The sequence below is a fragment of the Parabacteroides distasonis ATCC 8503 genome (assembly GCF_000012845.1).
Classification (GTDB): Bacteria; Bacteroidota; Bacteroidia; order Bacteroidales; family Tannerellaceae; genus Parabacteroides; species Parabacteroides distasonis.
The window spans coordinates 2,955,330-2,977,181 of the sequence record NC_009615.1 but is presented as its reverse complement, the minus strand read 5'-3'; the positions used below and the strand labels follow the sequence as shown (position 1 = coordinate 2,977,181).

Here is a 21,852-nt window from a genome sequence, read left to right as displayed (position 1 = left end):
AGTTTAAAATAAGAAAGCGAGATGGCGGGTATCTCTCAGCCATCTCGCTGTATCATTATCTTATAAGATTTCTATCTCATCTACGAACAAGAATGCGGGACTTCCGGCGCCACCGTGCCATTTTGGTAGTTTGCTGCTGTTGATGATAATCTCGACATAGCGGGCGTTTACCGGGGCGAAGGATATCTCTTGGGGATATAAACCGTCCTTGTCGTTTTGGGTTAGCTCCGGGATTTTCTTGGAAGCTACTTCCTTGAAATTCTTGCCATCGTCGGATACCTTTACGGTTACGGCGGAGGCTCCCATGATCCAATCGCCTTTCACCACGTTTGTGTTGAAAGATACCTTCTGGATTTCGGTTGGTTCCTTTAGATCGATCGTGGCGTCAAGGTCTTTTCCTTGGAAACCCAGCCAATGGCCGGTCTTGTAATTACTACCTCCACGTAAGCCGTCTACCAATACCTGTGCCCCGTTGAAAACGTATCCTTTGCTGGGTTGCTCTTTCAAGGTGATGGGCTTCATCGTCGCTTTATTGAAGAAGATATCTTCTGAGAAGATGCGGCTCGTACCGTTCGGACGGACAACGATCGCCTTGAATTCGCAATCTTGGTTGATCTGTACCGGGCCTTCATACTTGATGCTGGCGATCGTAGGATCGCTACCGTCTACCGTATAATAGATATCTCCTTCACCCAACTTCGTCAAGGCTATGTCGAGTGTTCCGTTCTCCGTATTGGTGGTCAGGGAGGCGTTAATATCGAAGATATGCTTTCCGTAATTATATCCCAAGCGATCGTAAAGTTGTGTCATGCGGGCCACACGGGGCAGGAACGTCTGATAATCTTTCTTGGACGGATCGCTCCACTGGATATCGGCTACGGCGTCGATACGGGGCATGATCATGTATTCTACCTGTGAGAAGGTCGGGATATATTCCGTCCAGAGGTTGGCTTGCGCCCCGATCACGTACTTCTGGTCTTCAGGAGAGATACCGGCTGTCGGCTCAAAAGAATATACTTTCTCTAACGGCAAGTAACCACCGATAGCATCGGGCTCAAGATCCGTATCCGCTGATTGATAGTAATCCAGATATACATATGTATTCGGTGTCATGACCACGTTATGCTTTTGCTTGGCGGCCTCGATACCTCCATCCATGCCTCTCCAGCTCATTACCGTGGCATTCGGGGCCAAGCCTCCTTCTAGGATCTCGTCCCAGCCGATGATATGGCGTCCTTTGCTCTCCACGAATTTCTCCATGCGGGAGATCACGTAGCTTTGCAAATATTCCTCGGCGGAATGTTTCTTGTCCCCCTTGATACCTTCCGCCTTGATGCGAGCTTGGCATTTCGGGCATTTCTCCCAACGTACCTTCGGGCACTCATCACCACCTACATGGATATATTCGGACGGGAAAAGATCGATGACCTCGCTCAATACGTCTTCTAGGAATTGCATGGATTTCTCGTTTCCGGCGCAGATCACGTCGTCGGCTACTCCCCATTGGCCCCATACGTCATAAGGGCCTCCGGTGCATCCAAGTTCCGGGTAAGTAGCCAAGGCTGCCAATTGATGTCCCGGCATATCGATTTCCGGGATGATCGTGATATGGCGTTCGGCGGCATAGTTGATGACATCGCGAATCTGGTCTTGTGTATAGAAGCCCCCGTATTCCTTTCCGTCATATGTTCCGGAGTTATGGCCGATCACGGTTTCCTTGCGTTTAGATCCGATCTGTGTCAATTCCGGATATTTCTTGATCTCGATACGCCAACCTTGGTCATCGGACAGATGCCAGTGGAACGTATTTTGGTTGTGCAAGGCAAGGATATCGAGATACGTTTTTACCGAATCCACGGGGAAGAAATGGCGGCTGACATCCAGCATCATGCCTCTATAGGCAAAACGGGGATAGTCGTTGATGGTAGCTGCCGGTAATTCTACGTTCATCCCTTGGGCCGTGGCCGGGATCGATTTACGTAATGTCTGGATACCATAAAATACGCCGGCATCCGTGCTTCCGGCGATCCGTATCCCGTTATCGCTAACGGTCAGTTGATATCCTTCCGGATTCTGGATGCTTTGGTCGATAACGAGGCTGATCCCCTTACCGGGCTGGCCGGTAGCGGTTGCTAATTCATAGCCCGTGATTTCCTTGATATAAGAAGCGAGGAACTCGGCGTTCTTCTTCATCTTATCATTGCCCTCCGGATAAAATATCTTCGTGGATGGACTTAGGACGAAAGGATTTCCGTTCGTCAATGTTACTTCTTGTGGCAAAGGCACTACTCCGTAATCTCCTTTTACGGCCTTACCACCGGAGCAAGCGATCATTCCCGTGCAAAATGTCAGGACGAGCGCTAGTTTGCTTAGGCTGTTCATGTGTTTAGAGTTTAGAACGTAAAACAATAATTGATTCAGTATCACCGCCCAAAGATAAAAAGAATTAGCCGTTTTATCTAATGCTTTTACACTTTTGATGCGATAACCTTAGGGACTTTGTCTATATATAGAGACTATTTATCAACTGGTGCATGATCGTCCACCAGTTGTTGCATGATCATCCAACAGTTGGTGGACGATCATGCAACGGCTGTTGGATGATGAATACTTCTATAAGAAATGTCTAAGGAATATGGAAGAAACACCTAAGCTCTAAAGGGAAAAGGGCCAGGGACTAAGGGAAAAGAAACGTCTTCTTGAGAGGTATTTCCTTGTCCTTCTTATAATATGTATTCACACGTTTTACGGTTGTGCAGCGGATGTAAGCGTCATGGCAGTAGATGAGCGCTTGCCTTTTTTCGGCGGCTTCGGCAAGCATGCGCAGTTTCTCGTTGTATGACGTGACCGGATACGTGTCGTAAGCGGAGATCCATTCCGGGGATACGCTGGCTACAAGGGGGATAACATCTCCGGCAAAGACAAAAGTCCGATCTTCCGTATGGATATAGGGAACAATTTGCCCCGGAGTGTGCCCATCATACAAGCGTAGCTCTATCGTGGGGCAAATCGAAGTGTCGGCATCTAGCAGCCGTAAGGAATTAGCATCCGCGACGGCTTGCATATTCTCGATAAAATAGGAATCTTTCTCCAAGGCGTTCGGATGAAGGAAATTCTCCCATTGCTTGCGGCTAACCCAGTGGTTCGCATTTGGGAATGAGAGAAATAAATGTCCGGTAGATTCATCCTTTTGCGTGGTATAACCGCAATGATCGAAATGGAGATGGGTGAGGACAACATCCGTGATTTCCTCCGGTTGAATTCCCCGGTTTCGTAGTTCCGTGCCGAGGTCTACCAAGTTGAAGAAGCGGTAATAACTTAGTTGTTTTAAGTGTTTATTTCCCGCTCCGTTATCTACTAGGACGATGCGTCCGTCATCTGTTTTTATGACAAGGCTACGCATGGCTAGCACGCAACCATTTGTCTCGTCGCTCGGATAGCGACGGCTCCAAGCGCTTTTAGGAATGGCCCCGAACATGGCGCCTCCGTCGGCGTAGAAGTAGCCGGTATCGATGATTTGTAGTTTCATGGTTTCTGCATTCTTTCTTTGGGGGAGTAAAGGTATGGTTTTTATCATACTCAATAGTATAATAAATGTAAAAATGACTGGTTTAAACGTTGGTTTAGACTAGTCATTTTGATGGATGGGATAGTGCATTTGACACAATTTTAATATTGGATGTAATGTATTGATTATAAGTCTTATTACTAATAGAATCGAAAAAAGATTTAAATGAATGTTGCTTAATTTAAATTAATGGTTAACTTCGCGGACGACTAGTCTAAACGAACGTTTTAGCTAGTCATTTTTATTAGGGACTGCGCTCAGAGATAGCAGAAAGTAGGTTTTTGGTGTTTGAATATTGTTAATCTCAATTAATTATAACCATTTAATAATAAAGATGGAAAAATGTAGTAAGAAGAGCAAGCAATTGTGTTTAAGCTTGTTCAAACCAAGTGTTATGATGCTTACCACGGGATTCCTATGTATGGCCTCCTTTCAAGGATTGGCGGCTGTGGAACCCTCGCACAACTACGGACCGAATGTTGAATCGGTCATGCAAAATGGTAAGACTGTTACGGTTAAGGTTTCAGATTCAATGGGTGAGTTGATCGGCGCGAACGTGTTGGTCAAGGGAACTACTATCGGTAACGTAACCGACATGAACGGCTCGGTTACGTTGCAAGATGTGCCCGCAAACGCTGTTTTGGAAATCTCTTATATCGGTTACACGACCAAGGAAGTCCCGGTTGGCAGTCAAAGTGTTATAAATGTTACGTTGTCGGAAGATTCCCAGGCTCTTGAAGAGGTCGTGGTCGTAGGTTACGGTACGATGGAGAAGAAGCAAGTGACCAGCTCCGTTACCTCATTGTCTGCCGGCGATATGATGAAGGGTGTGGGTGGTGCCGATATCACCAGCTCTTTGCAAGGTAAGATCAGCGGTTTGATCTTGCAAAATAATGGTAGTGCCAATGGTACGACCACGATCCAGTTGCGTGGTTTGACCTCTATCAACTCTGGTAAGGCTCCATTGATCGTTGTCGATGGTTTCCCGGGAGGTGATATTCGTGCCTTGAACCAAGACGATATCAAATCTATCGATGTGCTGAAAGATGCTTCCGCTGGTGCGATCTATGGTACACGTGCTGCTTCGGGTGTGATCTTGATCACAACGAAGAGTGGTTCTAACACGAATGGTAAAGTAAAATTGAATTATAGTACTGAGCTTTCGAAGAAACAAAACTATGGCCGTCCAGATATGATGACCGCCGATGAGTATCGTAATCGTACGGACGTGAATATCATTGATTACGGGCAGAACGCTGATTGGTGGGACGCTCTTTTGCAGAAGGATAACTTCTCGCAAAAACATCACCTCTCTTTGGAGCTAGGTACCGAGAACGCACAAGTGTACACCTCTTTCTTCTATGAGACCAACGAAGGCATCACGATTAAGGATAACCGTAAGGACTATGGTGGACGCTTGAATGCAAACTTTAAGCTGTTCGATGGTTGGTTAGAGATCCGTCCGATCGTGGATTATCGTCAGACTGCTCGTACTTCCGATGGATCGGATGAGGATAAGAAGGCAAACTTCAAGCAGGCGTTGTATAATAACCCGACTCGTTCCCCATTTGACCCGGAAAGCCCGAGCGGATATAACGTATGGACCGGAGAAACTTTGGACTACAATATCGTAGCGGATCGTATGCTTTCCGACTACGAGGGCTTGGATAAATGGTTTAAGCCTGAGGTGACGATGAAATTGAACATCAAGCCGATTGAAGGTTTGAGCTATTCTCAGACATTGGGTTACGAGAACCGTCAGTGGGAGTTGCACCAGTTCCGTTCTCGCTATCACCGAGAGGAGGTGACAAACAACCGCGGTGGTTGGGCGAAATTGGAATTCTCGAAGACCGAACATCTTACTTCTGAGGGTTACTTCACTTACCTGAAAGAATTTAAGGGAGGTCATAGCTTAAATGCCGTTGCCGGTTACTCTTATTTCGAGAAGAATGGAGAGAATTTCAATGCGGAGAACTATGATTTCGGTGTAGAAGGCCTGAAGTATTGGGACTTGGAATCCGGATCTTATTTGACCGACGGTAAGGCAAAGATGGGATCTAAAAAAGATATTACGGAACGTTTGTTCGCTCTTTATGCCCGTGCCAATTATTCATATAATGATAAATATATGGTAACGGCTACGATCCGCCATGAGGGTTCCTCGAAGTTTGCCGCAGAGAACCGTTGGGGTAATTTCTGGGCGTTGTCTGGAGGTTGGCGTGTATCTGGTGAGGAATTCATGAAAGAGTTTGATTGGGTAAATGACTTGAAGATCCGTTTCGGTTATGGTGTGACCGGTAATAACGACTTCGATGCTTCCTATATGGCTAATACGTTAAGTCGCGACCAATATTGGATGCTTCCGAGTGGTAGCTGGGCGTTTGTTTATGGACCGAGCTCTAACGTGAACCCTTATTTGGGATGGGAAGAGAAGAAAGAGTGGAATATCGGTGTGGATTACTCATTCTTTGGCAACCGTATGTATGGTAAGTTCGATTACTATCGTCGTAAGATCGATGGCATGATCTACGAGGTGAATGTTCCACAGCCACCGTATCCAAATGGCAAACAATGGCAGAACATTGGCGAGATGGAGAGTAAAGGATGGGAGTTCGAGGTTGGTGGTGACATCATCCAGAATAAGGACTTCACTTGGACTTCCAGCTTGAATATGAGCCATAACTCAGGTAAGATCCTTACGATGTATGGTAACAATTCACGTATGGATGGTAACGCTATGGATGAACCGGGATGGCCGGGCGATGCCTCTCGTATTGAAGAGGGGGCAGAGATCGGTGCGTTCCATATGTGGAAATTCGCTGGATTCGACGATAAAGGAGACTTCCTTTTGTACAATAAGGATGGTGAGGTTATACCTGCTTCCCAAAAGAGTGTAGACGACAAACAATATATCGGTAATTATCTACCTAAGGTGATGATGGGATGGAACAATACCTTTACCTATAAGAATTTTGACTTGGGTATTAATATGCGTAGTTGGATAGGTTTCGATGTCTTGAATACTTATCCGATGTACTTGGGTATCCAGGGACAGAGTGGTGCCGGCCAGTGGAATCTTTGGAAACCGGCGCTTGACGATCCGAAGTATAAGGACATTCGCGGCGTGAAGCAGCTTTGTGACTACTTCTTGGAGGATGGCTCGTTCTTGAAAATTGATGCGATTACGTTAGGTTATACATTGGCGTTGAGTAAGTATACAAAATGGGCAGAGCGCCTGCGTGTATATGGAACTGTCGGCAATGTAGCGACTATTACAGGATATAGCGGACATAATCCGGAAGTGAATATTACCGGTTGGGAAGGCGGTGTCGATAAGGTTTGGAACTGTGATCCGATAGTTCGCACCTATACGTTAGGTATTCAAGTAACATTCTAAAAAGGTAAGAAGAAAATGAAAATTAGCAAGATAACAAATTGGTTGGTAGCCGGAGCTGCTTGCTTGCTGCTGGGTACCTCTTGTGACGTGGATCCTACGTTCTATTCGCAGGTTGTTCCCGACACGTATTATACGAATGCAGACGCGGTTTGGTCGCGTTTTAATCGTCCTTTTACGCATTGGCGTTGGTGGGTAGCTCATAACGACGCTCGTGTGCGCTTGATGGAAGTGGGAACTGATGCTATGTGTGTGCCTACTCGTGGTAATGACTGGTTTGATGGCGCCGTTTATCAGAACATGCATCATCATCATTTTATGGATGATATGAGCCCGATGAAGGATGGATGGGACTTGACGACGATGGGTGTGGCTCAGTCGTGGAGTGCCTTGGAGGATTTGGAGAATATTGATTTCGTATCGGTGGGTTTGACTGAGGAGGATCGTGTATCAATGATTAATCAGTTGAACGTATTGGCTGCCTCTTTTTATTTGGATGGTTTGGACATGTTTGGTGGTATGCCTCTTTACACATCTACGAAGGAGGATGTGAAGGCTCGTGCTACAGATGTGGAGACTTTCCATTTTATCGACTCCTTGTTGGATGTATCTATGCCGAATCTTCCGTTGAAGGAGACCTTGGGAGCACCCGAGACGAACGTTATCCATCGTGCTGTGGCTGCGGCTTTGAAGGTTCGTTTGTATTTCAACGCTGAATCGTATATCAATAAACCGATGTATGAGGAGGCCGCTAAGATTTGTCAGGATATTATCGATGGAAAGTATGGTCAGTATAAATTGGCCAACCATTTCACCGAGATCTTTGGTTGGGGTAATGAGACTTGCCCGGAGATTATCTGGACAGTACCTTCCGAGAATGCCAAAGGTGAGACGGATGGTGGTTTGACTGCCTTCACTCTTCCTTATAATTTCAAGGATTTCTTAGGGGGCTTGCAGGATGCTAGTGGTAATAATGGGCTTTGCCTATGCCCTAGTCGCGATCCGGAGGGTAACTTGTATAAGTTTAACGTAGGTAATCCATACGAGACATTCAACGACAAGGATATCCGTAAGCAGCAGTATGTATATGAGGGTGGTCGCAAATACCGTGGTATGTTTATCGTTGGTGAGTTGCAAAACCCGGATTTCCCCGAGTATAAATGTCTGGGTGCCCGCGAGTATGCCGGCAAGGTCTTGAATGTCGTAGACCAGATCGCTCATATCAGCCAGGTGGGCAATACGGTAGCCAGTCTTAAGGATCTGACTTCTACGATTGCCGATGCAGAGGAGAACTCAGGCGTGCGTGTTCTTAAATTTAGTCCTCTGCCTAATCAAGATGAGTTCAAGGAACGTTTCAACCCAGATTGTCCTGTAATTCGTCTGACAGAGATCTATTATACTTTGGCGGAATGTAAGATGCGTTTGGGCGATAAGAATGGTGCGGCCGATATCATCAACTCCATCCGTAAGCGTAACTTCGAGGGTGGAAACGACCCGGATCCTGTTACCGCTGCCAATTTGGATAAATACCGTATGCTGAAGGAATGGATGCAAGAGTTCTTGCGCGAGGCCCGTCGTCGTACGGACTTGATCCGTTGGGACGCATATGTGACAGAGGATTGGTGGGATCATAAGGCTACGAACGATGAGAAATACAATCGTTATCCATTGCATCAATTGTCATTGGGTGCGAACCCGTTGTTGGAACAGAACCCGGGATATTAATAAGTTAAACTTAATATAAAAAAGGAGGTATGTTGCAGAGGCATACCTCCTTTTTCTGATATGGCGTGGAAAACGCAGTAGTACTTACTTGACTGGAGAATATGTACTTCATCGGGCAAATAAGTATATATTCGTAGACGAAGTAAGTACTACTGCGTTTTCCGGCATATAATTTTGATTGATTTATAACGTGATGAAACAACAATTAATTAGCTTGTTTTTTTGCGGTGTATTATTATTGCAAGGTTGTACCGAAAAGAAAAATGAGGCACAACTAGAGAAGACTCTATCTGTCTATCAAGTAGATTTGAAGTCGGAATCACCCAAAGAAAGTATTGATCGATTTCTGGCCGGTATGGAGATCCGGTTGTTACCTTTGGAGTCGGGAGACAGTATCCTGTTTAAAGGCTCCGCCTCTACCATCCATTTGGCAGATGATGATATATTCCTTTTAGATGCTTCTCAGCGTGTGATTTTCCGTTTCGGCAGGGATGGTAAGTTCAAGAACAAGATCTTTCGGAACGGGCAAGGCCCGGAGGAATATAACGTGCTATTCAATATGGCTTTGTTTGACAATAAGGTTTATGCTTTGGATAATACGAAGATCCAGCTGTATGACTATGAGGGTAATTATCTCAAAACTGTTCCCCTGAAAAATGATGGTCGTCAGGTAGCTGTCGCTAAAGATGGCACGATAGCTGTCGCTTCCAATTATATCCAGCCTTATCAGCTAACCCTATATCGTCCGGATGGTACGATCTCCGAATATTTACCTAGCGATAAGAACTTATTGAAACAGCAAATCTCTCAGTCCACCTATCATTCGTTGAAGAGATATGGCGATCGGATCTTGTTGACAAATTATTTTGATCCATCCATCTATCAGCTGGAAGATACCGTGTCTGCCTTCGCCACGCTTGACTTCAAAGGCATGAATATCCCCTCCGATATGTTTAGTGGTACGGATGAGGAGATCGCCAACCGGTTCCGTGAATACCGCGAGGGAGATAAGGCCATTCTCTCATTCGATCGCTTGACCGTTACGGACGACTGGGTTGTGTTTGCGCCTTCTTTGATCTGGGATCCATGTGTGGTTTATTATAACCGTAAGTCGGATACTTATCTTCTGAATAAGAACTGGGGGCAACCTTACGATTTGTTCTTCGGAGGCTACAGGGCACCGGACGGATATGATGAGAAGAGCCGGGAGTTTTACCAACTGGTCAATGCCGTAGAGCTGAAAGAGGTCGTAGGGGAAATCGCCAAAGCGGCCCCGAATTATCAAGATACCTATCCGTTTTTGAAGGGTGTGGATGTATCCCAAATAGATGATAATACGAATGATTGGATTGTATTCTTTAAGTTACGGTCTTAGAGGATATATAACTTGTATGGGAGAATATGACCGATCTCTGTATTATCTTCAACGATGTGATCTGCTATTAGTTCTTATTCAAAATGGGAGGAATTGCGTTTGATCAAGCGTTTTTTCCTGCCAGTCAAGCGTATTGTCAAGGAAAGTTTTTGAGATCATATGTTCTTATCTTGTTCCGATAAAAAGGAATGTCTATCTTTGTTCATGGTAAGTATATCTAAACGATCATCGCTATGAACCAGACAATTTATCCTATCGGCATACAGAACTTCGAGAAGATCCGTAAAGACGGTTATCTCTATATTGATAAGACAGCTTTGATTTATCAGTTGGTTAAGACCGGAAGTTACTATTTCTTGAGTCGTCCGCGGCGTTTCGGCAAGAGTCTCTTGCTATCTACGTTGGAGGCCTATTTCCAAGGAAAGAGGGAGCTGTTCGAGGGGTTGGCGATGGAACGGTTGGAGAAAGACTGGGAGGTATATCCGATCTTGCATTTGGACTTGAATGCTCGTCATTATAAAGATACTGCCGCTCTGACTAGTATCTTGAATGAGTTCTTGGAGAAATGGGAGGCTTTATATGGAACGGAGAAACAGGATCGTGCCTTGGAGGAACGTTTCAGTTATGTGATAGAACAGGCTTATCGCCAGACCGGGCATCGCGTGGTGATATTGATTGACGAGTATGACAAGCCCTTATTGCAGAACCTGCACGATGAGGATATGCAGGATCAGTTGCGGAACATGTTGAAGCCTTTTTACGGCGTGTTGAAGACGATGGATGGAGCCATCCGTTTCGCCTTGCTGACTGGGGTGACGAAGTTTGGAAAGGTAAGCGTGTTTAGCGATTTGAATAACCTCATGGACATATCGATGGACGATCGTTACGTGGAGATATGTGGCATCACGGAGAAAGAGATACATACTTGTCTGGAAGATGAGGTGAGGGAACTGGCCGGAGCGCAAGATATGACCTACGAGGAGACCTGCCTGAGACTCAAAGAATGCTATGATGGATACCATTTCGTGGAGAATTCCATCGGTATGTATAATCCTTTCAGCCTGCTGAATACGTTCGCTCGCCGGAAATTCGGCGATTATTGGTTCGAGACCGGTAGGCCCTCTTACCTTGTTGAATTACTCAAGCATACCCATTACGACCTTTATGAGATGGCGAACACGGAGACCGATGTGGATGTGTTGAACAGTATTGACTCTGCCTCGATAAATCCCGTCCCCGTGATCTACCAGAGTGGCTACTTGACGATCAAGGATTACGATCCTGAATTTGGTATCTACCGGCTAGGTTTCCCGAACCGGGAAGTGGAAGAGGGTTTCGTGAAATATCTCCTTCCATTTTACACGAGTGTTAGTGCGCCCAAGACCCCTTTCGAGATCGGGCAATTCGTACGAGAGATACGCTCCGGTGATTACGATGCGTTCTTCCGCCGCTTGCAAAGCTTCTTCGCTGATACACCCTATGAGGTGATCGCCGGTCAGAAGCCGGAGCGTGATACGGAGTTGCATTACCGGAACGTGCTTTTTATCGTATTTAAGTTGGTTGGACTTTATACGCAGGTGGAATATCATACCTCACAAGGGCGTATTGATCTCGTTTTAAAGACCGATCGCTATATCTACGTGATGGAATTCAAGCTGAACGGCACCGCCGAGGAGGCGTTGCGCCAGATTGAGGAGAGACAGTATGCGCTTCCCTTTGCGAGTGATCCGCGGCAAGTTTTTAAGATCGGCGTGAACTTCTCCTCTGTGACCCGTAACATCGAGCGATGGTTGGTGGAATAATAATCTATTAAGTATATGAACTGGAAACAAACGCTTTTCTGGTCTTTTTCGGCAGCTGCTATTTTTTATTATTTCCTGCTTTTTGGCGTGTTTGTGTTTGTCGGTCAGGAGGAGATGCAATTGTTTATACCTGAGTGGTGGTATATCCGGGAGTTCCTTTTTCAGCCGGGAGGATTTTGCGCTGTCGCCGGGCAATGGATCATTCAATACTACCGGCAGCCTATGTCGGCGGTGGTTTTCCATACGGTTTTACTCGTTGGTTGCGGATTTATGGTCTATAGGATCTTGCGTTGTTTTTCTGACAAGACCTACCTGCTGTTCCTTTCTTTATTGCCGGTCCTGTATCTGGTTAAGATGAGTATTCATGGGGAGTATTTGGTGGACGGGACGGTTGGCGTGGTTTTGATGCTTTTAGCTTTGTCGGTCTCGCTAAAGGTGCGGAGGGCGGGTTCTATTGCCGGATACGGAATTGCCTCTACACTTTTTTTATGTGGGCTGACCGGGCTTCTATCTGTCTGTTACGCTTTCTTATATACGCTGTTAGCCTTACTCCGCTACAAAACGTCGCGGCAAAGATTGGCCGCCTCTGCCTGCTTGATCCCAGCGCTTTTTATCTATTTGTTTAGCGGATGGTTAGGGATTCCTGTACCTTTGTCTGATGGATGGATGCCGGAAGCCTATCTGGAGATACAGCGATTACCTCATTATTATATGTATCGTGTATGGACTTTCTTTACCCTTTCGATTGTCGGTGTTGCTTTATTCGCTCGCTTTGTTCCGGTGATTGGCGAGAAGAGTAAATGGATGGATCGGGTAGCCCTTGTTGTTTGTCTGATCACGGTGCTGGTATCCATACGGTTTTGCCTGCCGGAACCTTGGCATGCGCAACGCATGATGCTTGACGAGCTCTCTTTCTTAGCCCGGGAGAGGCAATGGGACGCTATTATTGATAAGTACCGGGGAAAGCAGATCTATAATTATGTTAGCTTAAACTATTTGAATATGTCGTTGGCCCATAAGGGAGAATTGGCCGACCGGATGTTTACTTTCGATCAGAAAGGAACGAAAAGCTTATGTGCCGATTGGAATCAGACCTTTTACATGGATCGTTTATTGAGCGATGTTCATTTTCTTGTTGGCGATGTCTCTTTGTCTGAAAGTTTTGCGATGGACGGATTTACGCAAGCCAAACGTAAAGGGAGTGCCCGCATGTTGCAACGTTTCGTGCAAGTTTGTCTGATTAGGGGTGAGGTGGCGCTGGCCAAGAAATATTTGGACTTGCTTGCCGCTATGCCATTCTATAAAGATTGGGCTTGCCGTTATGCTACCTATCTGGTACATCCGGAATTAATGGATAAAGATCCGGAGTTGAGTGACAAATATATGCCTGTTGAGAAAAGGGATCGACTGAGTTTGTCCGTACCTGTCGATTCCTTATGGAGTGGATACAATCTTCCGGATCATCGGATCAGTTGGGAATACCGGGGATGTTATTATTTGTTGGGTAAGAAGCTGGATGCATTTGGCCGATTCTTGGAAGAAACACCTTTCATGAAGGGGGAACCGATACCCCGGCATTTCCAAGAAGCCGGATTGTTGTTGGCGGACAAAGACAGTATATCGCTTTCCTCCTATTCCATACAGCCGGAGATCGTAGACCGATACCGGGAATTCAAGCAGGTTTTGGGACGATCTGCCAACCAAGTGGATGTGTCCTCGATATATCGACAATTTGGAGATACCTATTGGTATTATTTCTATTTCAAGATCTTTAAAGGAGAAGAACAATGAAGCGATTATCTATCTGTTGGATTATAGGTTGTCTTTTGGAACTTGTAGCTTGTAGGCCGGAAGTTCCTACGCAAGCGGAACAAGGAGAAACTGACGTGTTTCCGGATTACAGGGAAGTTACTGTACCGGTCAATATGGCCCCTCCCAATTTCAAGTTGGTTGATCAACAGCTACAGGGGATAATTCGGTTGAAAACTATGAATGGGGAGTTGATAATCGCAGCCGATCATGGTGTTTTCAACCTGCCGGAAACGGATTGGAAGGTCTTATCGCAGGACGCACAAGGAAAACAAATAGATGTGACGGTTTATTTTCGAGAACCTCAAAGTGATTGGAAACAAATGAATTTCCCTATCTATGTGTCAAGAGATTCCGTTGACGCTTATTTGGTGTATCGCCGTATTTTTCCCGGATATCGGATGTGGAACGAGATGGGGATTTATCAACGATGTGTTGAAAACTATGTTGAAAAGTCTATTCTTGATAACCAATCGACAAATAATAGTTGTATGAACTGCCATGCCTTTTGTGAGCGACAAGGGGAACAAATGCTTTTTCATCAGCGGGGTTCTCATAATGGGACTTACTTGATTGATCATCGGCAGGTAAAGAAGATTGCGTTGGAACGGGACGGTAAGCCGGCTTCGTTCGTTTATCCGTATTGGCATCCATCCGGCCGGTATGTTGCTTTTTCTACCAATGAGACCCACCAGGACTTCCATCTTTCCGATGAGAATCGGATTGAGGTATATGACGTGGAATCGGACGTGCTGATCTATGACACGGAGAAGGAGAGGGTATTCAGTTCGCCATTATTGGCTTCTATGGCGTGTTATGAGACTTTTCCCACTTTTACTCCGGATGGCAACTATCTGCTGTTCTGTTCGGCGGATTCTGTCTGTATGCCAGAAAATTATCGGGATGTCCGGTATAACCTGTTACGAGTCGCTTTTGATCCGAAAGACGGTTCGATTGGAACCCAAGTGGATACCTTATATAATGCGAGAGAAGCGGGCCGGAGTGTTAAGTTCCCGAGAGTCTCCCCGGATGGGAAGCGGCTACTTTATACGGTGTCCGATTATGGCAATTTCTCTATTTGGCATAAGGATGCGGATTTGCATATGCTGGATCTGTCTACCGGGGCAATCGATTCTTTGCCGGAAGTGAATAGCCCGGATGTAGAGAGCTATCATTCTTGGAGCGGCAATAGTCGTTGGTTTGTCTTTTCCAGCCGGCGGGGCGATGGGCTTTTCACACGTCCGTATTTGGTGCATGTGGATGAGCGGGGGCAGTGCGGCAAGCCCTTCTTGTTACCGCAAGCGTCTCCGGATTATTATGAGCGTTCCCTGTTCTCTTTTAATGTCCCGGAATTTATACGGACTCCGGTTCTAATCTCGAAGGAAAGGCTGGTCGAGGCCTCGGGAAAAGAAGAGGTCACGACCATTAAACGTATCGAGGGCATCTAATTTTTCGCTTCTTTGTGCCGAAGGTATTTATAAAAGTCGTACTTTTGCGCTAAAATCAAAACGATGCGAAAAGTTCATTTGATCTCCGTAACCGAACCTTTGGTTTTAGATCTAGCCCTAGCACTTCGAGAAAAAGGATATGAGGTAAGCGCTTCCGGTTGTGGTCTGACTGAAGAGATGATAGGAAGACTTCATAACGCAGGCTGTACCTGTTATGGGGATGGGTGGTTTCCGGAGAAATTAATAAAAGATATTCACTCGGTGGTTTTGGGTGCTAAAGTAAAGCAAGATAACCCGGAATTATTGCGTGCGAAGGAATTGGGGATGTTAATCCAATCCATTCCGGAATTTATATTTCAACGGACTCGGTCGAAAACTCGGGTTGTTGTGGCGGGTAGTCGTGGAAAGAAGACAATTATTTCCATGATGGTCTGTGCGTTGCGCCGGCAAAAGTTGGCGTTCGACTATGCGTTGACTAGCAAGGTGGACTCGCTTCCGAATCGGATACATTTGAGTTATGAGGCACGTATCGCTTTGATCGAAGGAGATGAGCATATCACCTCTGCCTTGGACAAGCGTTTCCAATTGGAATTCTATCGTCCGCATATCGCCATCCTGACGAATTTATCTTGGTCTACCGAGACGGATCATGCGACTCCGGAGGCCTATTTATCCACTTATCAATCTTTCTCCGTTTCTATTGAGCGGGAAGGGAAATTGATTTATTTTGGAGGTGATGATACTGTCAGTCAGTTGGCAGGGGACGTCCGGAGCGATATCACCGCTATCCCTTTTGAGGAACATCCGGTCGTGGAGAAAGACGGGCAGACTTTTCTGCATACTCGCTACGGAGACTATCCGGTGCGGATTCCCAATCGCTATTTCTTGATCAATCTGAATGCGGCACGTTTGGCTTGCCGGCAGTTAGGCGTTAAAGACGCGGATTTTTATCAAGCGTTATCGGAATATAGTTTATCTTTGCCGATATGATAATAGCTAGACAAAAAAGAAAAGAGAATATCGCTGAATATCTGCTTTATATGTGGCAGGTTGAGGACTTGATCCGGGCGAATAAGTTCGATATGGATTCGATCAACCGCACGGTGATCGCCCATTACGACCAGCCCGAGGAGGTGAAGAAGGAAATCGCTCAATGGTACGAGGAATTGATCGAGATGATGCGTAGCGAAGGGGTGATGGAGAAAGGTCATATCCAATTGAACAAGAATGTGATTATTACTTTGACCGATTTGCATCTTCGTCTTTTGAAATCTCCGAAAGAGATGGTTTATAGCGCAGCTTATTATAAGACGCTTCCTTATATCGTACAGCTCCGGGCTAAATCGGGTGGAGAGGATCTGCCGGAGCTAGAAACTTGTTTCGCCGCCGTATATGGCTATCTGCTTTTGCGTATGCAAGGGAAAGAGGTGAGTGCGGAGACGTTAGAGGGTATTAAACAAATCAGTTCCTTCTTGGCGTTGCTCGCCGAGAAATATCGGGAAGATATGAAAGGGGAACTTAAACTAGAGGATTAATAATAGATATAGACATGAAGACAGTTTTGGTAACCGGAGCGAACGGTCAATTGGGAAATTCTATCCACGCTCGTATCAGCCAGTATCCCGGCTATAATTTTCTTTTTACGGATATAGATACGTTGGATATTTGCGACAAGGAGGCCGTCCGGAAATATGTCTTGGAAAATGATGTTCAATATGTCATGAATTGCGCCGCTTATACGGCGGTGGATAAAGCGGAGGAGCATGAGGATCTGTGTATGCGCATCAACCGGGATGCGGTACGGAACTTAGGTGAGGCCGCTCATGCCGTGGGTGCGAAGGTGATTCATGTATCTACCGATTATGTGTTCGATGGAACGAGTTGCCGTCCTTATCTGGAAAGCGATGCGACTTGTCCTGTTTCCGTATATGGACGTACGAAACTGGCGGGAGAGCAGGCCTTGATGGAGGTGTGTCCGGATTCCGTGATTATCCGTACGGCTTGGTTGTATTCCGAGTATGGAAACAATTTTATGAAGACGGTATTGCGTTTGGGAAAGGAGCGGGATGAGTTGCGTTTCATATTCGACCAAGTGGGTACGCCTACTTATGCCGGAGATTTAGCGGTCGCTATGCTTGCCGTGCTGGAACGTGCCGAGGCGGGTAAATTTATACCGGGTATCTATCATTTCTCGGACGAGGGGGTGTGTAGCTGGTATGATTTTACGGTAAAGATCTTGCAAATAGCAGGTATGAATAACCGGGTGATACCCATAGAGACCAAGGATTATCCGACACCGGCCAGCCGGCCGCATTATAGCGTATTGAATAAAGGTAAGATAAAAAGCACGTACGGACTGACGATTCCCCATTGGGAGACTAGCTTGGCCTACTGCATGAATAACAAAGTGTAACTGATAACAATATATACATATAAAATAGAATGAGCCAGTATTCAGAAGAGATTGAAAGAAGAAGAACGTTTGCCATAATCAGCCACCCGGATGCCGGTAAGACTACGCTTACCGAGAAATTATTGTTATTTGGTGGCGCTATCCATGTAGCGGGAGCGGTGAAGTCTAATAAAATCAAGAAGACTGCCACGTCCGACTGGATGGAGATTGAGAAGCAACGCGGTATCTCCGTAGCTACCTCCGTAATGGCTTTTGATTATTCCGATCATAAGATTAATATCTTGGATACACCGGGCCACCAAGATTTCGCCGAGGATACGTTCCGTACCTTGACGGCGGTGGATAGCGTTATTATCGTGATCGATATCGCTAAGGGAGTAGAGGCGCAGACTCGTAAGTTGATGGAGGTTTGCCGTATGCGTAAGACTCCGGTGATCGTTTTTGTCAACAAGATGGACCGTGATGGTAAAGATCCTTTTGATTTGCTGGATGAGATAGAAGAAGAATTACAGATAAAGGTACGCCCATTGAGTTGGCCGATCGATATGGGACAACGTTTCCGGGGCGTATACAATATTTTCGAGCAGAAACTGAACCTATATACCCCGAGTAAGCAATATGTGACGGAGAATGTGGAATTCAAGGATATCACGAGTCCGGATCTCGAGACTTATATTGATCCTACGCAAGCTGCGAAGCTTCGTGAGGATATAGAGTTGATAGAGGGGGTTTATCCCGAATTTGATGTGAATACGTATTTGGATGGGGATATCGCTCCAGTATTCTTTGGCTCCGCTCTGAATAACTTCGGTGTGAAAGAGCTATTGGATTGCTTTATCCGTATCGCTCCCTCTCCACGCCCGATCCAAGCGGTAGAGCGTGTGGTAGACCCGAATGAGGATAATTTCACCGGCTTCATTTTCAAGATCCATGCGAATATGGACCCGAACCATCGCAGTTGTATCGCTTTTGTGAAGATTTGTTCCGGTCGTTTTGAGCGTAACGCGAACTATAAGCATGTACGCTTCGGTAAGATGATGCGTTTCAGTAGCCCAACGGCTTTCATGGCCCAGAAGAAAGAAGTGGTGGATGAGGCGTTTGCGGGTGATATTATCGGTTTGCCGGATACCGGGAACTTTAAGATAGGGGATACGTTGACTTCCGGAGAGGAATTGCATTTCAAGGGATTGCCGAGCTTCTCGCCCGAGATGTTCAAATATATAGAGAACGCCGATCCGATGAAGGCAAAGCAATTGAACAAGGGTATTGAGCAATTGATGGACGAGGGTGTCGCCCAGTTGTTTACCAATCAATTCAATGGCCGGAAGATTATCGGTACGGTGGGACAATTGCAGTTTGAGGTTATTCAATACCGTCTGTTGCATGAGTATGCCGCTCAATGTAAATGGGAGCCGATCAGCCTATACAAGGCTTGCTGGATCGAGAGTGATAACAAACAGGCATTGGAAAATTTCAAGAAACGTAAGGCGCAATATATGGCGTTGGATAAGGAAGGCCGTGATGTTTATTTAGCGGATTCCAGCTATGTATTGATGATGGCCCAACAGGATTTTCCGGATATTAAGTTCCATTTTACATCAGAGTTCTAATATGAAAAGTCAATTCTCCATTCTTTGTTTACTTGTTAATATCTTGTTGATAAGTTGTGAACAGGCTCCCCAATACTATGAGGTATCTGGAAGGCTTCATACACCTTATCATATTAAGTTTGAGCATACTAAACCATTGGATAAGGAGATTGACGAGCAGTTGAAATATTTCTACCACCTGTTTAATGCTTTTGATTCTACTTCGGTAATCAGTCAGGTAAACCAGAACCGTGACATACGGGTAGATACGCTCTTCCAAAAAGTCTTTAAGAAGGCGCTTGAAGTGTCTACTGAGACAAATGGGGCCTACGACGTGACTTGCGCCCCGTTGATCAACCTTTGGGGGTTTGGCTTCAGCCGGAAGGATAGCGTAACCCCTGCCCATATCGACAGTGTCCGTCAGTTTATCGGTTTTCAGAAAGTGCGTTTAGAAGGGGATCGCATCGTGAAGGACGATCCTCGCTTAATGATGAACTTTTCTTCTTTGGCGGATGGAACGGTTTGCGATATGATAGCCCAAATGCTGGAGAAGAAAGGGGTCCGTAATTATTTGGTGGAGTTTGGTGGCGAGATGCGTGTGAAAGGCGTGAATCCCTCGGGCATGGATTGGCGCTTAGGGATCACGAAGCCTACGGATGACGCTGCCGGCATGAATCAAGAACTCGAGCAGATCGTTAGCTTCCCGAAACCGTTAGGAATGGCTACATCAGGCAATTATCGTAATTTTTATATAAAGGATGGACGTAAATACGCTCATACGATCGACCCCCGTGAAGGTTGCCCTGTACAGCGGGATATCCTTAGTGCTACGATTGTCGCCCCGGATGCCATGACCGCTGATGCGTATGCTACCGCATTTATGGTCTTAGGCTCGGAGGAGGCTAAATCCTTATGCGCTAAAGTGCCGGGTCTTGAATATTTTATTATTTGTTCCGATTCGATAGGAGACGGGTATCATCCGGAATACTCTGAGGGCTTTCGTCAATATCTGGTGACTGCCGATAAGTAATCGATTTATTTATAAGCTGTTAAGATGTTGTTCTTAGAATAGGCATTGTAAGATCTTTATGATGCCCATTCTAAGGAGCTTATAATGCCCATCGTAAGCATGCTATAATGGGCATTGTAAGAAAGGTCTGTTTATAGGATGGATTTGATCTCTTCCAGAGAGCGGACTGTATGGGTCGGGTTGAATCCATCGGCAGGTAATCCTTCAGGATTCAACCATATCTGGTCGATCTTGGATTGGTAAGCCCCAATGATATCAGCTTCCCAGCTATCCCCGATCATTAAGCTCTCGGACCGGCGTGAGTTCGTGTTCTTTAAGGCGAAGTCGAAAATACCTTTATGGGGTTTTTGTATATTAGCGTCCTCGGACAGGATCATCCGTTCGAAATAAGGAGCCAAGCCTGCGTTGCTAAGTTTCTTGAATTGTACCTCACGGAATCCATTGGATAAAATAAATAACCGATAGGAAGGGCGAAGATATTCCAATAATTCAATGGCTCCGGGCACTAATCGGGTTTTGGTGGTCGTGCGTTGCAAGAAATCATTATTTACCGATAAGACGGTTTTCTTATCTTCTATTCCTAACGGACGAAGTACATAGAGAAATCGATCCAAGATTAAGGTTTGCCGGTCTATTTCCCCTGAACGATACTTGGCCCATAAGTCTAGATTATGAGGCATATAAATATCAAAGAAAGCCTCGAAGGAGGCATAATACCGATTAAAGTGGTAATCGGTATATAGCTCTTCAAGGCATTCTTTATTGTTATGGTACGTATCCCAAAGGGTATCGTCCAAATCGATAAATATACTTTTATAAATCATTATCCAACTTCGATCACTAAATACTTGCCTAGGCTCCAGAAAGCCTTCTCGTCATTTATTTTCAAGGTCAAGTTTCCGTCTTCATCCTCTACGAACTCATAAGATCCTTCCGGATGATTGGATTTTAGTTTAGCCTTGCTTGCGAACAAAGGAATTTCTTTTACCTCACGGATATCGATAGAGATGAAATAATCCTTGTTGAAACCACTCTGCAATACTTTAGATTTAGAGAACAGGCCACCACCGGATAAGATCTTCTGTTCCTTCAATTCCTTGGAAGTACCGAAACAGTAGTAAGCCGTGTGAAGGGCTTTATCTTGAGCGTTCAATTTCTCGGATTGAGCGGCTGCGGTAGTAGCCAGACTTTCCACATCCTCATTCAAGGAACTTACCATCTCGTCCAATTCTTGGATACGTACGTTCTTCTTTGCCAAATCCTCTTGCAAAGCGACAATCATCGTTGCCTTTTGATCCAGCTCGGAGGAAAGACGATCGATCGTCTTTCGTAATGCGGAAGATTGAATACCGCTTTTCTTCAATTTCTCCTCCAACTGGCTGATTTGCTCCTTGTTCTTCTTCAAGGTCTCGCTGATCAATTGCATGTTCTGCTTGATTTGATCTCTGCGTGACTGATTTAGCTCACCGCCGGTTTGTTGTTGGATTGTCAAATAATTCTCGGCATCACGTATAGATTGAAAATCAGATTCAATATCATTTAGGGTGGAGAGCATATCATTAAGCTCATCCGTGTTCTTCGTATTCTCGATACGTAGAGAATCGTTCTCAGCCTTTAGTTTCTTGTAATCCGCTGAATTTTGGCCGCAAGAGGCCAGCATGGCTGTGCAGACACATACTAATAATACTTTCTTCATGTT

Annotated in this window: 15 protein-coding genes; 11 read left to right on the top strand and 4 right to left on the bottom strand. The window is 45.6% G+C overall.

Annotated features, from left to right (window positions below):
* Positions 1 to 60: 60 nt before the first annotated feature.
* Together BDI_RS12610 and BDI_RS12605 are read right to left on the bottom strand one after the other, a co-directional pair.
* Positions 61 to 2,382, bottom strand: a complete 2,322-nt coding sequence (locus BDI_RS12610; RefSeq protein WP_009018328.1) for a glycoside hydrolase family 20 protein — start codon at positions 2,380 to 2,382, stop codon at positions 61 to 63.
* 295 nt (positions 2,383 to 2,677) lie between these two features.
* Positions 2,678 to 3,529: an MBL fold metallo-hydrolase gene (locus tag BDI_RS12605; RefSeq protein WP_008773853.1), complete on the bottom strand. Its 852-nt coding sequence runs from the start codon at positions 3,527 to 3,529 to the stop codon at positions 2,678 to 2,680.
* A gap of 373 nt (positions 3,530 to 3,902) precedes the next feature.
* Here BDI_RS12605 and BDI_RS12600 point away from each other — a divergent pair, with 373 nt between their 5' ends.
* From BDI_RS12600 to BDI_RS12550, 11 genes are all read left to right on the top strand, one after another.
* Positions 3,903 to 6,965 carry a SusC/RagA family TonB-linked outer membrane protein gene (locus BDI_RS12600; protein ID WP_005861306.1) on the top strand — a complete coding sequence of 1,021 codons (3,063 nt, stop codon included), beginning with the start codon at positions 3,903 to 3,905 and terminating at the stop codon, positions 6,963 to 6,965.
* A gap of 15 nt (positions 6,966 to 6,980) precedes the next feature.
* Positions 6,981 to 8,687, top strand: coding sequence for a RagB/SusD family nutrient uptake outer membrane protein (locus BDI_RS12595; protein WP_005861308.1), 1,707 nt, complete (start codon positions 6,981 to 6,983; stop codon positions 8,685 to 8,687).
* 193 nt (positions 8,688 to 8,880) lie between these two features.
* Positions 8,881 to 10,062, top strand: a complete 1,182-nt coding sequence (locus BDI_RS12590) for a 6-bladed beta-propeller (protein WP_008773851.1) — start codon at positions 8,881 to 8,883, stop codon at positions 10,060 to 10,062.
* Between the two features lie 233 nt (positions 10,063 to 10,295).
* The gene (locus BDI_RS12585; RefSeq protein ID WP_011966878.1) at positions 10,296 to 11,864 is read left to right on the top strand and encodes an ATP-binding protein; all 1,569 of its coding nucleotides are present in this window, start codon (positions 10,296 to 10,298) and stop codon (positions 11,862 to 11,864) included.
* A gap of 15 nt (positions 11,865 to 11,879) precedes the next feature.
* Positions 11,880 to 13,655 carry a DUF6057 family protein gene (locus BDI_RS12580; protein WP_008773849.1) on the top strand — a complete coding sequence of 592 codons (1,776 nt, stop codon included), beginning with the start codon at positions 11,880 to 11,882 and terminating at the stop codon, positions 13,653 to 13,655.
* Positions 13,652 to 15,121, top strand: a complete 1,470-nt coding sequence (locus BDI_RS12575) for a TolB family protein (RefSeq protein ID WP_011966877.1) — start codon at positions 13,652 to 13,654, stop codon at positions 15,119 to 15,121. The genes BDI_RS12580 and BDI_RS12575 overlap by 4 nt, the downstream gene beginning before the upstream one ends.
* A 63-nt stretch (positions 15,122 to 15,184) precedes the next feature.
* On the top strand, positions 15,185 to 16,111 hold the full coding sequence (locus tag BDI_RS12570) for a Mur ligase family protein (protein WP_008773847.1): 927 nt from the start codon (positions 15,185 to 15,187) through the stop codon (positions 16,109 to 16,111).
* A complete protein-coding gene (locus BDI_RS12565) occupies positions 16,108 to 16,656 on the top strand; it encodes a DUF4924 family protein (protein ID WP_005861320.1) in 549 nt (182 codons plus the stop codon). Before BDI_RS12570 ends, BDI_RS12565 begins: the two co-directional genes overlap by 4 nt.
* A 14-nt stretch (positions 16,657 to 16,670) precedes the next feature.
* Positions 16,671 to 17,534 carry a dTDP-4-dehydrorhamnose reductase gene (rfbD, locus tag BDI_RS12560; protein ID WP_008773846.1) on the top strand — a complete coding sequence of 288 codons (864 nt, stop codon included), beginning with the start codon at positions 16,671 to 16,673 and terminating at the stop codon, positions 17,532 to 17,534.
* Positions 17,535 to 17,563: 29 nt separating this feature from the next.
* Complete coding sequence (locus BDI_RS12555; protein WP_011966876.1) at positions 17,564 to 19,144, top strand: peptide chain release factor 3; 1,581 nt, start codon at positions 17,564 to 17,566, stop codon at positions 19,142 to 19,144.
* Position 19,145: 1 nt separating this feature from the next.
* Positions 19,146 to 20,153, top strand: a complete 1,008-nt coding sequence (locus BDI_RS12550) for an FAD:protein FMN transferase (protein ID WP_005866940.1) — start codon at positions 19,146 to 19,148, stop codon at positions 20,151 to 20,153.
* Between the two features lie 131 nt (positions 20,154 to 20,284).
* On the opposite strand, the gene BDI_RS12545 is transcribed toward BDI_RS12550, so the two are convergent.
* Both BDI_RS12545 and BDI_RS12540 read right to left on the bottom strand, forming a co-directional pair.
* Positions 20,285 to 20,977 (bottom strand): YjjG family noncanonical pyrimidine nucleotidase, encoded by a 693-nt coding sequence (locus BDI_RS12545; RefSeq protein WP_008773844.1) that lies wholly within the window; start codon positions 20,975 to 20,977, stop codon positions 20,285 to 20,287.
* Entirely contained in the window at positions 20,977 to 21,849 is an 873-nt protein-coding gene (locus tag BDI_RS12540) for a hypothetical protein (RefSeq protein ID WP_005861330.1), read from the bottom strand. The genes BDI_RS12545 and BDI_RS12540 overlap by 1 nt, the downstream gene beginning before the upstream one ends.
* Positions 21,850 to 21,852: the final 3 nt, after the last annotated feature.